Here is a 14161-nt window from a genome sequence, read left to right as displayed (position 1 = left end):
TTGGAGGTTCATTATGTTATGCGAGAGATGTAAGATTCGCGAAGCAAATATACAATATACAGAAGTAGTGAGTGGAGTAAAAAAAGAGCATCATTTTTGTGCTCAGTGTGCGAAAGAGATGGATTTTGGAGTATACGCAGCCATTTTTGACGGAGAGTTTCCAATCGGTAAGCTGCTCTCTGGCTTGCTTGGAATTGAAGATGATAACCAAGGACCTGATAAGCTTCATCAGATTGCATGTCCCACTTGTGGAACCACCTATGATGCATTTGTCCGGGATAGCAGGTTTGGGTGTTCTGATTGCTACAGTGTGTTTGGCCCCTTAATGGAGGACAGCATAAAACAGCTACAAGGTAGCTTACTCCATACGGGAAAATCTCCTGTTAATCAAAATATTGAAAGTTTAAGTGAGAGTGCTGCCAAAACCAGAGGAAAGTCCATAAAAGATGAGACTTCTGAGGAAGAGAAGGAATTGTCTGAACTGGATTCTAGACTGAAAGAAGCACTTCGTTTTGAGGATTATGAAACCGCAGCCGTTTGCCGCGACCGAATCAAAGAAATTAGGAAAGGAAATGAGACGAATGCATAGATGGTTTGAGCAGACTCCTGCAGGTCGCCCAGGGATAATTAGCAGCCGGATTCGTCTTGCTAGGAATCTGCAGGAGTATTCTTTCCCTGCAAAACTTGATGAAAAAGAAAGCGGCGAGATGGTTCACCGACTGGAATTCGGATTAAGGGATATTGGGAATTTTGCTGAAAAAAACTTTGAATTTTCCCTTCTAAATGAGATGGAAGAACTGGACAGGGCTGCTTTAAAAGAACGAAGAGTTTTAAATTCAGCTGCGCTTTTAAAGAAAAACCCTTCTGGAATTCTACTTTCCAAGGAGGAAGATATGGGGATCGTACTAAACTGCGACGATCACATTCGAATACAGCTTTTGGGAGCAGGTCTTTGTCTTGATGAGTTATGGGATAAGGCCGATAAGATTGACGATTGTATCAATGAAAGATTTCCATATGCATTTGATGACCGATTTGGATATTTGACTTCATTTCCTACAAATGTAGGTACTGGGCTTCGTGCCTCTGTGGTCGTTCACCTTCCGATGCTCTCTCAGGGAAGAAAGTTCTCAAGTCTGATTGGGGATATGAGCCGTTTTGGAGCTTCTGTCCGAGGTGTTTACGGAGATGTGGAAGAAAATTTTGGATCACTTTATGAGATATCCAACTTAAAGACTTTAGGCCAGACCGAGCGGGAAATCATTGATACGGTAACAAAAGCCGCCATTCAGTTGACCAATCAAGAGATGCAGGTAAGAAAGCTTTCCCTGCAGAGACGAAGAATTGAGAGAGAAGATGAAGTTTATAAATCTTTCGGAGTACTAAAATATGCCAGAAGACTAACCTTTCGTGATGCCATGATTTTTCTTTCCCAGTTGATGGCCGCACTTTCAGACGGATTGGTACTGGCAAAGAATGAAGTTTCGGTTTACCGCTTGATGCTTGGAATACAGCCGGCTGTTCTTCAAAAAATTTCTGACCGCCCCCTTAGCAAGGAAGACCTTGATATTGCCAGGGCAGAATTTATTCGTAAAGAATTGCCGGAATTAAAATAGCAGGAGGATGTAATTATGATAGACAGATTTACGACAAAGGCCAGGACGGCTATTAATCTGGCCGTACAGGCAGCAGAACGTCTCGGGCATGGCTATGTAGGAACAGAGCATTTGCTTATCGGCCTTCTGGAAGAAGGAAGCGGAGTCGCTTCCAGAGTATTGGAAGAAAATGGAGTAAAAGAAGATAAAGTATTAAACTTAATCAGTCAGTTGATTGCACCGGATCAAGCAGTCCGCCTTCAAGAAGACGGGGGTTATACTCCTGGAGCAAGAAGGGTTTTGGAAAACAGCTACCGGGAAGCGGTACGTTTTAAAGCAAATTTAATTGGAACAGAACACGTTCTCATTTCCATTATTCGTGATAATGATTGTGTTGCATCCAGACTTTTAAATACCATTGGGGTCAGTGTACAAAAGCTCTATATTGACGTTTTGGCAGCCATGGGTGAGGATGCTCCTGCTAATAAGGAAGAGCTGATGAAAACACATAAAAAGGGCAATACACCTACTTTGGACAGCTACAGCAGAGATTTAACAGAGCTTGCGTTAAAAGGAAAGCTTGACCCTGTAATTGGAAGAGAATCTGAGATCAAACGTCTCATTCAGATATTAAGCCGCAGAACCAAGAACAATCCTTGTCTCATTGGAGAACCAGGAGTTGGTAAGACCGCAGTGGTAGAGGGATTGGCTCAGTTAATTACCGATGGAGATGTGCCTGAGACCATAGCTGGAAAACGCCTTTTGACTCTGGATTTATCTGGAATGGTAGCTGGATCTAAGTACCGTGGTGAATTTGAAGAAAGAATTAAAAAGGTAATTGCTGAGGTTATTGAAGATGGAGAGGTTCTTTTATTTATTGATGAGATCCATACCATTATCGGAGCTGGCGGTGCGGAGGGTGCCATTGACGCCTCCAATATATTAAAACCTTCTTTGGCAAGAGGAGAACTTCAGTTAATCGGAGCTACCACCATACAAGAGTACCGTAAGTACATTGAAAAGGATTCCGCACTTGAAAGACGTTTTCAGCCAGTAACGGTTGAAGAACCTTCTGAAGAAGCTGCAATCAGTATATTAAGAGGATTAAAAGGGCGATATGAGGAACATCACAAGGTAACGATTACCGATGAAGCCATCAAAGCGTCTGTCAAATTATCCTCTCGTTATATCAATGACCGTTTTCTTCCGGATAAAGCCATTGATGTTATTGACGAAGCATCATCAAAGGTGCGTCTGACCATGTATACAGAACCTGCAGAGATTAAGGAGCTGGAGCTTGAAATCGAACAGATAGAAGACCAGAAGGAAGCCTTTATTAAAGCAGAAGCTTATGAAAAAGCTGGTGTCGTTAAGAAAAAGCAAGAGAAAAAGCGAGAGAAGATAGAAAAGATTCGTGAAAAATGGCAGAAGGAAAAAACAACCAAAAGTCTTATTGTGGATGAGGTTGAGATCGCAGATGTAATCTCCAACTGGACAAAGATTCCGGTCAGAAAATTAGAAGAAGGGGAAAGCGAGCGTCTTAGAAACCTAGAAACCATTCTTCATGGAAGAGTCATTGGCCAGGAGGAAGCCGTTACCGCTGTGGCAAAAGCGATTCGTCGTGGTAGAGTAGGATTAAAAGATCCAAAACGCCCGATTGGCTCATTCCTATTCTTAGGACCTACAGGAGTAGGAAAAACAGAATTATCCAAAGCCCTTTCTGAGTCAATGTTTGGGTCTGATAATGCCCTGATTCGGGTAGATATGTCCGAGTACATGGAAAAGCACAGTGTCTCAAAGATCATTGGTTCCCCTCCAGGATACGTAGGTTATGACGAAGGCGGACAGCTCAGTGAGAAGGTAAGAAGGAATCCTTATTCTGTTGTTTTATTTGATGAGATAGAAAAGGCCCACCCAGATGTGTTTAACATCTTGTTGCAGGTACTTGATGATGGTCATATTACAGATGCCCAGGGCCGAAAGATTGATTTTAAGAATACAATTATAATTATGACTTCCAATGCTGGAGCTGAAAATATCATTTCGCCAAAACGTTTGGGATTTGGTGCTATCGGAGATGAAAAAGCAGATTATAAACTTATGAAGGACCGTGTAATGGAAGAAGTAAAACGTCTGTTTAAGCCAGAATTCATTAACCGTATAGATGAGATTATTGTCTTCCATACCCTGAATAAAGATCATATGAAGGATATTGTATCCATCATGTTAAATGATATTATGAAACGTACGGTAGAACAGATGAATATTTCACTTACTATAGAAGAAAATGCCAAGGAATATCTAATAAAGAAAGGCTATGATGAAAAGTATGGAGCAAGACCTCTTAGACGTACCATACAAAATAGTCTGGAAGATAAGCTGGCAGAAGAGATCTTAAGTGGTGGAGTGAAAAATGGGGATGAAGTGGTGGTTACAGCAGGCGAAGAGGAACTTAAATTTTCTGTCAGAGAGCTTGTAAAATAGCTAGCCATTTCCCACTGGTTCGTGTATAATAGCTACAAGCGATGGGATCTATGCTTCGCTATTAGGGATAAGTAAACAAAATACTAGGAGGGCAAATCGATGCCGGTAATTGAAGAGTTAATCCGCACGGAACAAGACGGAACAATCAGTTTTGGTAATTACAAATTAGAAACAAAGTCAAAATTACAGGATTTTGAACACGCAGGTGATTTATATAAAGTTAAGACTTTCTATGAGATAACCAAGCTGGAGCGAAACGGCATGTTTGTATACGAATCCGTGCCTGGTACTGCAGTAGAGAATTTTGCAGTATCCAATGACGGAGTTGCATTTTTGGTTGAGGGTGATAAAGATGCACAATTAACTGTTCAGTTAGCAGAAGATACCGAGTATGAGGTTTATGTAGAAGGCGAAGCTGCTGGAAGCATGGGAACCAATATGAGTGGTAAGCTTTATGTAAGTGTTGAGCTAAATGAAGGAACACCGGTATCTGTAAAGATCAACCGTAAATAACATCAATACTAGCTGGGTTCGGTTCTTTAAAAAGAGCTGGGCCCAGTTTTTTTAAGGAGGAAGCAGATGGCAAAGGCGAAGACGACCGCATTCTTTTGCAAGGAATGTGGATATGAGTCTGTAAAGTGGCTGGGACAGTGTCCAGGATGTAAGGATTGGAATACATTTGTGGAAGAGCCTGTGGGAAAGAAAGAGCCTGTCTCGAAAAGAGGGATAGGAGCCGTAAGTGAAGGTGGTCATTCTGGCATAAAGGTGAAACCCAGCAGACTGTCTGAAATTCTCTTAGATGAGCAAGACCGCATGAAAACCGGATATGATGAACTGGACCGGGTGCTTGGGGGAGGCGTTGTAAAAGGATCGTTGGTATTGGTGGGAGGAGATCCGGGAATCGGAAAATCCACCTTACTGTTACAGGTCTGCAAAAACCTTGCCGCTTCCGGACGAAAGGTTCTCTACATATCAGGAGAAGAATCTCTGAAACAGATTAAGTTAAGGGCAAATCGGATTGGAGAAATAACCGGAGATCTGTTATTTCTTTGTGAAACCAGCCTGGATTTAATTGAAGGTGCCATAAGAGAGGAAAAACCAGATGTTGTGATTATTGACTCCATACAGACCATGTTTCGGGAGGAGATTTCCTCTGCTCCAGGAAGTGTAAGTCAGGTGAGGGAATCTACAAATATTCTTCTGCAAATTGCGAAAGGTTCAGGAATTGCTGTATTTCTTGTGGGGCATGTGACCAAAGAAGGCGTTGTGGCAGGTCCGAGAGTTCTAGAGCATATGGTGGACACGGTCCTTTACTTTGAAGGAGAGAGAAGTGCCTCTTACCGAATCATACGGGGAGTTAAAAATAGATTTGGTTCTACCAATGAAATTGGAGTATTTGAAATGGTGGAAAGCGGCTTGGCAGAAGTGGCAAACCCCTCCGAGTTTATGCTAAGTGGAAGACCAGAGGATGCCTCTGGGGCCGTAGTGGCCTGCTCCATGGAAGGGACAAGGCCCATGCTTTTGGAGGTTCAGGCTTTAATTACCGCAACTGCATTTGGTATGCCAAGGCGAACCGCGGCAGGTACCGATTATAACCGAGTGAACCTACTTATGGCAGTTCTTGAGAAACGGTGCCATTATGACCTTTCCCATTTTGATGCCTATGTGAATATTACAGGAGGGCTTCGGATGAACGAGCCGGCCCTTGATCTTGCGATCCTCATGGCCATAGTGTCTAGCATGAAGGACCGGGCGGTAGATTCTAAAACCATTATATTTGGAGAGGTAGGACTATCTGGAGAGGTTCGCGCCGTTTCTATGGCTCAGCAAAGAGTGAATGAAGCAAAAAAACTTGGATTTAAGACTTGTATCCTTCCCAAGATATGTATGGAAAAGATGGGTCCCATAACCGGCATTCGCCTGATTGGTGTGGGAAATGTCAGGGACGCAATTGTAGGATTGTCAGATTAATTGACATAGAATACCTGAAAAGATGCAACCTATGCTTATGACGTTTAAAGTTATGAAAACATAGGTGGTATCATTTCAGGTATTTTAATGCCTTCTTATAATATAAACCGATAAAATGAATTATTGACACACAATAATGAGAATATATCGTTGTATTATGCCTAGGCTGCGTAAAAATGACAAAATAAATAATAATACAACAAAAAAATAATATATGACCTTACGCTTTCGTTTGCTAAAATATTTAGAAGGTAGTATTACTAACCTAAATTTAAGGAGGAAGTAAAATGAAAAAAATGTATTTAAAACGTGCTTCAGCCCTCTTATTAGCCGGTCTTATGGCCGCAACTGTGGTAGGCTGCTCCTCAGGAAGTAAGACAGAAACCGTTGGGGAGGTTTCTAGCCAGGAGACAAAAGAGACAGAGAGCAAAGTTGACACTGCAAAAACAGGCAGTGGAGATCAAGTTACTGTTCGCCTGGTTCATTACATGGGAGAACAGTCAAAAAGAGATGCTTTGGACGCTATGATCGCATCATTTGAGGCAGAGAACCCAGATATTAAAGTAGACGTGGAAGTTGTAGCTTCATCCTCTTACATCGCTACTTATAAAAATTATATTGCTGCAGGCGAAGCTCCGGATATTATGTTTGGAAAACCTCAGACAATGAAAGAATTTGTTGATGGCGGCTATTTTATGGATCTTAAAGGGGAAGATTGCATGAAGAATGTACTTCCGATGCTTGCTGACGAATGTACCATTAACGGCGGAGTATATGGCTTCCCAATCGATGCTCAGGTAAAGGCAACTTTCTACAACAAGAAGATGTTTAAAGAAGCTGGAGTAGAAGCTCCAAAAACCAAAGAAGAATTCTTTAAAGTAGCTGATACATTTAATGATAAAGGAATTAAACCTTTTATCCATCCTTACAACTTCATTCATGGAGTATTCCATGAGCTTGACTCCTTCTTTACAAGTATGGCAGCAGCAACTGGAAATGAAAGTGTATGGAGAGACTCTCAGGAAGGCAAGAAAGAACTGTCTGACAATGAGAAGGTAAAAGAAGCAATGGAAATGTTCTCTAAATTTGCTTCTTATAAAGATGCAGGTGATACAGCCGTTGACCAGACTCAGGGAATTCAGAACTTTGCAGCAGGTCAGAGACCTATGTATATGAACGGTGGCTGGCTCATGGGAGATGTAATTGCAGCTAGTCCTGACGGAGAATTTGGAATGTTCCCAACTCCATGGTCTGACGATCCTAAGGAAAATAAATTATGGGTTGGTATTGATGACGTATTCGTAGTATCATCTCAGACAAAGCAAAAAGAAGCAGTTATGTCTTTATTAAACTACTTTGCAAGTGAGGATAGCTCTAAGGTATGGATGAATACAGCTAAGTTAATGACAAGTAACGTAACTGTTTCAACCGATGATGCAGATGAATTTATCAAGGAGATCAAATCATACATCGATAACGATATGATTGTATCTAAGAGTCTTGTGCCAGATTACACATCTGAGTATTCTACTGCATTCCGCACCAAGCTTCAGGAGTTTGTCACCTTGGATGACAGCAAGCGTGATGTAGCAAAATTACTTCAGGACATTGATTATGAGATCGCATCCATCAGACAGTAATTTCATGAAGTAATATTATAAATCACGAAGTCAGGGTGGCGAGTAGCTTTAGCTATGTGTAACCCTGACTTTTTTAATAGATTGGAGGCATGAATGAACCAGAAAACGAAAAAACGGCTACAGGAATTCACCTTTGTATTGCCGGCACTGATTATATTCGCAATCTTTGTGGTCTACCCATTTTTGCAAGGATTTCCTATATCCTTTACAAAGTGGGATGGAATGAGTCCTGTAAAAAAATATGTGGGTTTTAGCAATTATATCCGTATTTTTCAGGATACCAATGTTTTAAATGCCATAAAAAACACGTTAATCTTTACTGCAGTCACAATGGTATTTTCTAATATTTTTGGTTTGATTTTTGCCTTGATGATTTCTAAGAAATCAAAAATCAACAATATTTTAAGGACTTGTATCTTTGTTCCTTATTGTCTTAGCTTGGTATTATCTTCTTACATTTGGAGATATGTATACAGTGATGTGTTTTTTGATGTTTTTGGGATTCCAAGTCCTCTAGGCAGCACAGTCTGGGTTATGTTTGGACTCTCAGTGATCTCCATTTGGAGAGATACGGGATACTGCATGGTGGTTTACATCGCGGCAATTCAAGGAGTTTCCAAAGATTATTATGAAGCGGCTGAACTAGAAGGTGCTACCCCATGGCAGAAGTTTAAAGCAATTACGTTTCCAATGATTGCTCCGGCAGTGACGGCAAACTTTACACTATTGCTAGCTTGGGGAATGAAAGTGTTTGATTATCCCATGGCAGCAACCGCAGGTGGGCCTGGAAGGGCATCAGAGACAGTGGCAATGTTAATCTATAATAATTTATTTACTTACTTTAAAGCAGGTTACGGACAGGCAATTGCGGTGGTATTTACCTTAGCTATTTTTGCTGTTAGTACTCTGGTATCAAAGAATCTAAGAGCCAGGGAGGTGGAAATATAATGAGCCGGTCATTAAAAAATAGCTTGACACTTCTTTTGAAAATTGCAGTAACTCTTTTGGTTTCCAGCCCTTTTTATATTGCAATCATTTACTCCGTCAAATCAAAACCAGAGATGGTTGCCAATCGTCTGGCATTTCCAAAGGTAATTCACTGGGATAACTTTACACGTGCCATTGAAACCTCAAATTTTGGTCTTGCCCTTAAAAACAGCTTGGTAACTACGGTGGTATCCGTAGTCATTATCACTTTAATTTGTACCATGGCTTCCTATATTATTGCCAGAAAGAACAACTGGTTTTATAACGGGATTTATTATCTGTTTATAGGAGCGATGATCATCCCATTTCAGTCGATTATGACGCCGCTCTATATTGATATGACAAAATGGAAGCTGTTAAATACCCTTCATGGATTCATTATGGCAAAAGTAGGGTTTCAGATAGCCTTTACGGTACTTTTAGTATCTGGTTTTGTAAAGAGCATCCCAAAGGAGCTGGAAGAATCCGCAAACATAGATGGAGCTGGATTATATTCAACCTTCTTTCGCATCGTATTTCCTCTTATGAAGCCGATTGTAATGACCTCTATCATTTTAAATTCGCTAAATGTGTGGAACGATTTCCAGATGTCTCTGACACTGCTTCAACAAAAGGCGGTACGAAACATCCCGCTGACACAGTATTTCTTCTTTGGAGAGAACAGCATTGAACTAGGTCTTGCATTTGCACTGTTCATTCTTTCCATTATCCCGATATTGATGTTGTATCTAATGTTGCAAAAATATATTATCGGAGGAATCACTTCCGGTGCGGTTAAGGGTTGATCTTTGGCTAGCAGTCGCTTTCTGTCGTTGACATTCTTATTATGAGTTGATATAGTTGGAAAAAACAGGAGGTGGCTGATGAAACCTGCCGAAAAAAAAATCCATTTCAGAAAGACCCTTTATTCTAAAATGATAGCGGTCACCGTTCTTTTAGGTGTTACATTTCTGGGAGCGTTGATATGCATTTATAAAGTTAGCAGTAACTGGTTTAAGACAGAGTTGACCAACCAGTCAGATACCTTAACGGAGCAGATATGCAGAAATATCGACATTTCCTTAAAGGAACTGGTAGAGGATACCATACCCCTATCTGCGACGAATGAACGATTTGCTCCACTTTTAAGTCAGATGAATGGATCGGGTGAAACAGAATTACCTATCTTAAAACAGAGAATTCAAAAACGCTTGGAAGAGATGCTTAGTGCAAATTATGATATTAACTGGGTCGCTATCGTTGATTCATCTAACAACGTATATCTTGTTTACAGGGATTCTAGAATAAGAGAAGAAAGTCCAGATAATCAGGCGGTTCAGGAACTATATTTTAAAAATTTAGGAAATCTTTCTGATCAGCCAGGTAATATCGTATGGACCAGCAGTCCCAACGAGAGTGGGATTATTTTAATGAGGAATTTGTTTGATCAGGGAACCATGAAGTTCAGCGGTAGCGTTATCGCAGAAGTACAGAATGCTTCACTAAAAGAAATTTTTCAAAATATCGACAGCAATAAAGTAGGAAATTACACTCTGTATGACAGGAATGAAGAATTACTCTTTTCCACCGATAACATGGTTGGACAGGATAGGAAACAAGGCTCCTCGGAAATAAGTCAAAAGGATAAAAACCATAATTATCTGTATGCAGAATACTTTATTAACAGAAGTCGGCTACGGATTTCCCATGAGGTAGATTTGACGAAAAAGTACAGGGCACTATCCGACCTACTTTACTTTATATCTGCGATGGGGCTTCTTTTGATCGTTTTTATTATTATCTTTTTGTGGTTGATGTTTGGAAATATGGCAAGGAATCTTCAAATATTGCTACACAACATCGGCGAGATATCAAAGGGTAACTTTGATATGGAAGTCACCACCTTCTCTAAAGGCGATCAGATGGATGTACTCTCAACCCACATTCATGAGATGGCAGGTAGAATACAAAATCTCATGGGTGAGATTGTAAAGGCAAAAGAAATACAGCAGCAGAATGAATATTTGCTTCTGGAATTCAAATATCATGAGCTCCAGGCACAGGTCAACCCTCACTTTTTATTTAATGTTCTTCAATCCATCAACGGCATAGCTCAGATTAATGGAGATAAAGAGGTCAGCCGGCTGATCTGTTTCTTATCTAAATTTTTCAGAGGTAACATTAACCGCACTCAGACTACTTGTAGCTTAAGCATGGAAATAGAATATGCAGAAAATTACCTGGAACTATATAACAATATTTATCCAGATCGATTAAACATTATGTGGGATGTGGACGATAGCCTTTTAAATACAATGATACCAAGCTGTATCTTACAGCCAATTATTGAGAATTCTCTGGTTCATGGCATGGAGCCAAAGATAGGTTTGTGTACCATTCGCATATCTGTTTATCATGATATAGACCGTCTGATTATAAAAGTATGGGATGACGGACAGGGAATTCCGCCCGAAAAGCTGGTTTCTGTCCTTCATACCCATGGAGGGAAAAAACGGATTGGAATTAAGAATGTTCAAGATCGAATCCAACTTATGTATGGACCGGATTATGGTGTATTCATAGAGTCGGAATATCTTCATTACACGGAGGTGAGGCTTGAATTTCCTTTGCCTTAACAGTCCGAAAAAGGAGTGATCATTATGTATTCAGTAGTAATTATTGATGACAATAAGATAGCAGTAACAGCGATATCACAATCAACCCGTTGGGAAGACTTTTATTGTAGAGTCTCCGGGGTAGCTTACGACGGAATCGCTGGTCTGGAGCTCATACACAGAGAGTCTCCAGACATTGTAATTATCGATATTCAAATGCCAGGATTTAATGGTCTTGATATCATCGAAAAAGTGAATCAGCAAAGACAGGATACTCAGTTTATTATAATTTCTGGGTACAGTCAGTTTGAGTATGCCCAAAAAGCAATTCGTTACGGTGTCAGTGATTTTCTGTTAAAACCTATTATGACAGATGAACTTGAGCAGGCATTAAAGAAGGCCGTTGACACGCTCTCTAGAAAAAAAGAAAAAGAAGAAGAAGAGGAGACAGATTCATTGGAAGGAAAAGTTCAATCGATTCGTGCTAACCGGGAAGAATATTCAAAGCTTGTATACAATGCGATCGATCATGTGGAGCGAAACATTCAACGCAATATATCTCTATCAGATATTTGCGAAGAGCTATTAATTTCCACTTCTTATTTTAGTAAGTGCTTTAAAAAAGAAACAGGGGTAGGGTTTTCCAATTATGTCACTATGGTAAAGATGATAAACGCCAAGATACTCCTTCGAAATCCTCAAAATAGAGTGAATGAAGTGTCCCGTATGTTAGGATATAGTGATTACTCTTACTTTTTTCAAGTATTTAAAAAATGCTTTGGTTTTGCTCCTAGTGACATTAAGCAGTATGGCAAATAAGAAAGAGGAGAAGGCATGATAGAAAATAATAGAAACCTCCCCTCCATATTAACGTGCTGTGATGGGACTAAGGTCAATGAAAAGGAAACCTGGCTTACGAAGCGAAGACCAGAGCTTCTTACACTGTTTTCCGAAGAAGAGTACGGCTTTCTTCCTGACATGAGTGATGTTACAATAAAGATTCGGGTGGCAGATTCTAAAAGAACGGCAGATATTATGCAAGGACGAGCCATTAGAAATACGGTAGAAGTGGAAGCGGTTAGAAACGGCATTTCTTTTATTTTTTCTTTTGTTGCATTTATTCCGGCAGAGGCGAAAAAGCCTGTTCCCGCTTTTGTGACCATATGCAACAGGGGAATAAAAGACAGCGATCCTGCCAGACATTTTCTAAGCCCCTTTTATCCGGCAGAAACTATTATTTCAAGGGGATATGCCTGCGCGGCATTCCGTACCCAAGAGATTTCTCCAGATTATGAAGAAGGTTTTACCACCGGATTTTCCAGACTATTTCCCGAGTACGTGGAAAACAGACCAGATGATGCCTGGGGCGCAATCACAGCTTGGTCCTGGGCAGCAAGCCGTATCATGGACTATTTTGAAATGGAGCCTCTGATTGATGAGCGAAAAGTTGCATTAGTTGGTCACTCCAGAGGTGGGAAGACAGCTCTTTGGGGCACCGCACAGGATGAACGCTTTGCCATGGCAGTGAGTAGCTGTGCTGGGAACAGTGGAGATGCATTATCTAGAGGAGCCAAAGGTGAGAGAATCGGTGATATTGTCAATCGCTTCCCTTATTGGTTCTGTAAGAACTATCAGAAATACATTGATAAGGAAGAAACACTTCCTTTTGATCAGCATATGCTTCTTGGCCTCATTGCTCCAAGGCTTGTTTATACCTCCGCTAAGACCTTTGACAAATGGGCAGACCCACAAGGACAGTTTGAGTCCTGTATAGAGGCTAGTCCTGTCTATGAGCTCTTTGGTGTAAAAGGGATTGGGCAGGAAACACAACCTTTACCGGAGAATCCGGTGCAGGAAGGTAGAATTGGTCATCACTTTAAAACAGGCAATCATGATATGGATGAATATGACTGGAACTGTTACATGGATTTTGCAGACCTTCATATGAAAGAAAATAATTAGAATTAAACCTTAAGAACAGAATCAAAAGAACAGAATTTCAAAATGCAACTGCGGTTAGGGGTTCTGTTCTTATTTGCATTTAAGAATATATTTGAAGATCGAAATGAGAAAAAGGATTAACTTTAAGAAAGTGAGATCTTATTGTGCATATATTTAAAAATGAGACAACAAAAAAGCCTTAATATCCTTATAAAACAAGGAAATTAAGACTTATAATTAGCAGGGGAAGAGGGGCTCGAACCCCCATTTACGGTTTTGGAGACCGTTGCTCTACCATTGAACTATTCCCCTTTGGAAAGCGTTTTGTACCCTTAGCCGAGCACTTAGAAAGTATAGCATAGAAGTTTTTAAATTGCAACCATTTTTTCGAATAAAATAAAAAATTAATTCTACTATTAAAGAGAAAACGATTGTGGTAAAATTAAATAAAGTGAAGTTCAGAAGGCATATCAAAAATTGTTAACCTCTGACTTAAAAAAAGAATCTAAGACAAAGATTCCCCAATTATGATGGTACTCAGCAAAAAGATGTATAGGTATTACGATTTAAGAAACTCTATATCTGCAAAACATGCACAAAAAGTGTGTTAGGATCAAGTCCAAAGCATAATTTGACAAATCATGTCAATCATGATATAAGTAATTTGTGACTTTTTCTTTAATATAAAGGAGTTTTTATTATGAAACAGGTTAAGATCATGCTGCCGACCATTGCTGAGGCAAAAAAGTTTGTTACCGCTGCTGCAAAATGTAAATTCGACATAGACGTTTATTACAATAGAGTGACCATTGACGCAAAGTCTATTTTAGGAGTTTTGAGCCTGGATTTAACACAGGTGTTGACCGTTCAACTCCATGGGGAAGATGTAAATTTTGAAGCGTTTTTAAAGGAGAGAGCTCCGGAGAAATGCTCCGCAGCATAAACAAAC

The 14161-nt window shown here is 40.2% G+C and carries 12 protein-coding genes and 1 tRNA gene; 12 read left to right on the top strand and 1 reads right to left on the bottom strand.

Annotation, left to right across the window (positions count from 1 at the left end; genetic code table 11):
* Window positions 1–13: 13 nt before the first annotated feature.
* The 11 genes from BET01_RS12685 (at window position 14) to BET01_RS12635 (ending at window position 13233) form a co-directional block, all read left to right on the top strand.
* A complete protein-coding gene (locus BET01_RS12685) occupies window positions 14–589 on the top strand; it encodes a UvrB/UvrC motif-containing protein (RefSeq protein WP_120197188.1) in 576 nt (191 codons plus the stop codon).
* On the top strand, window positions 582–1616 hold the full coding sequence (locus BET01_RS12680) for an ATP--guanido phosphotransferase (protein ID WP_120197187.1): 1035 nt from the start codon (window positions 582–584) through the stop codon (window positions 1614–1616). Before BET01_RS12685 ends, BET01_RS12680 begins: the two co-directional genes overlap by 8 nt.
* A 15-nt stretch (window positions 1617–1631) precedes the next feature.
* Window positions 1632–4079, top strand: a complete 2448-nt coding sequence (locus tag BET01_RS12675) for an ATP-dependent Clp protease ATP-binding subunit (protein WP_120197186.1) — start codon at window positions 1632–1634, stop codon at window positions 4077–4079.
* A gap of 99 nt (window positions 4080–4178) precedes the next feature.
* The gene (locus BET01_RS12670) at window positions 4179–4592 is read left to right on the top strand and encodes an endosialidase (protein ID WP_120197185.1); all 414 of its coding nucleotides are present in this window, start codon (window positions 4179–4181) and stop codon (window positions 4590–4592) included.
* Window positions 4593–4658: 66 nt separating this feature from the next.
* Window positions 4659–6050: a DNA repair protein RadA gene (gene radA, locus BET01_RS12665; protein ID WP_120197184.1), complete on the top strand. Its 1392-nt coding sequence runs from the start codon at window positions 4659–4661 to the stop codon at window positions 6048–6050.
* Between the two features lie 287 nt (window positions 6051–6337).
* Window positions 6338–7690, top strand: a complete 1353-nt coding sequence (locus BET01_RS12660; RefSeq protein WP_120197183.1) for an ABC transporter substrate-binding protein — start codon at window positions 6338–6340, stop codon at window positions 7688–7690.
* Window positions 7691–7783: 93 nt separating this feature from the next.
* The gene (locus BET01_RS12655; RefSeq protein WP_120197182.1) at window positions 7784–8638 is read left to right on the top strand and encodes a carbohydrate ABC transporter permease; all 855 of its coding nucleotides are present in this window, start codon (window positions 7784–7786) and stop codon (window positions 8636–8638) included.
* Window positions 8638–9462, top strand: a complete 825-nt coding sequence (locus BET01_RS12650) for a carbohydrate ABC transporter permease (RefSeq protein ID WP_120197181.1) — start codon at window positions 8638–8640, stop codon at window positions 9460–9462. The genes BET01_RS12655 and BET01_RS12650 overlap by 1 nt, the downstream gene beginning before the upstream one ends.
* 78 nt (window positions 9463–9540) lie before the next feature.
* Window positions 9541–11292, top strand: coding sequence for a sensor histidine kinase (locus tag BET01_RS12645; protein ID WP_120197180.1), 1752 nt, complete (start codon window positions 9541–9543; stop codon window positions 11290–11292).
* A 24-nt stretch (window positions 11293–11316) separates the two neighbouring features.
* On the top strand, window positions 11317–12090 hold the full coding sequence (locus tag BET01_RS12640; protein WP_120197179.1) for a response regulator transcription factor: 774 nt from the start codon (window positions 11317–11319) through the stop codon (window positions 12088–12090).
* Between the two features lie 15 nt (window positions 12091–12105).
* Window positions 12106–13233 carry an alpha/beta hydrolase family protein gene (locus BET01_RS12635; protein ID WP_120197178.1) on the top strand — a complete coding sequence of 376 codons (1128 nt, stop codon included), beginning with the start codon at window positions 12106–12108 and terminating at the stop codon, window positions 13231–13233.
* Window positions 13234–13453: 220 nt separating this feature from the next.
* Here the strand turns inward: BET01_RS12635 and BET01_RS12630 are convergent.
* Window positions 13454–13524, bottom strand: a tRNA-Trp gene (locus BET01_RS12630).
* A gap of 388 nt (window positions 13525–13912) precedes the next feature.
* Here BET01_RS12630 and BET01_RS12625 point away from each other — a divergent pair.
* Window positions 13913–14155, top strand: coding sequence for an HPr family phosphocarrier protein (locus BET01_RS12625; protein ID WP_120197177.1), 243 nt, complete (start codon window positions 13913–13915; stop codon window positions 14153–14155).
* Window positions 14156–14161: the final 6 nt, after the last annotated feature.

The organism is Lacrimispora algidixylanolytica (assembly GCF_003609635.1).
Taxonomy (GTDB): Bacteria; Bacillota; Clostridia; order Lachnospirales; family Lachnospiraceae; genus Lacrimispora; species Lacrimispora algidixylanolytica.
This window is presented reverse-complemented; position numbering and strand designations above follow the sequence as displayed.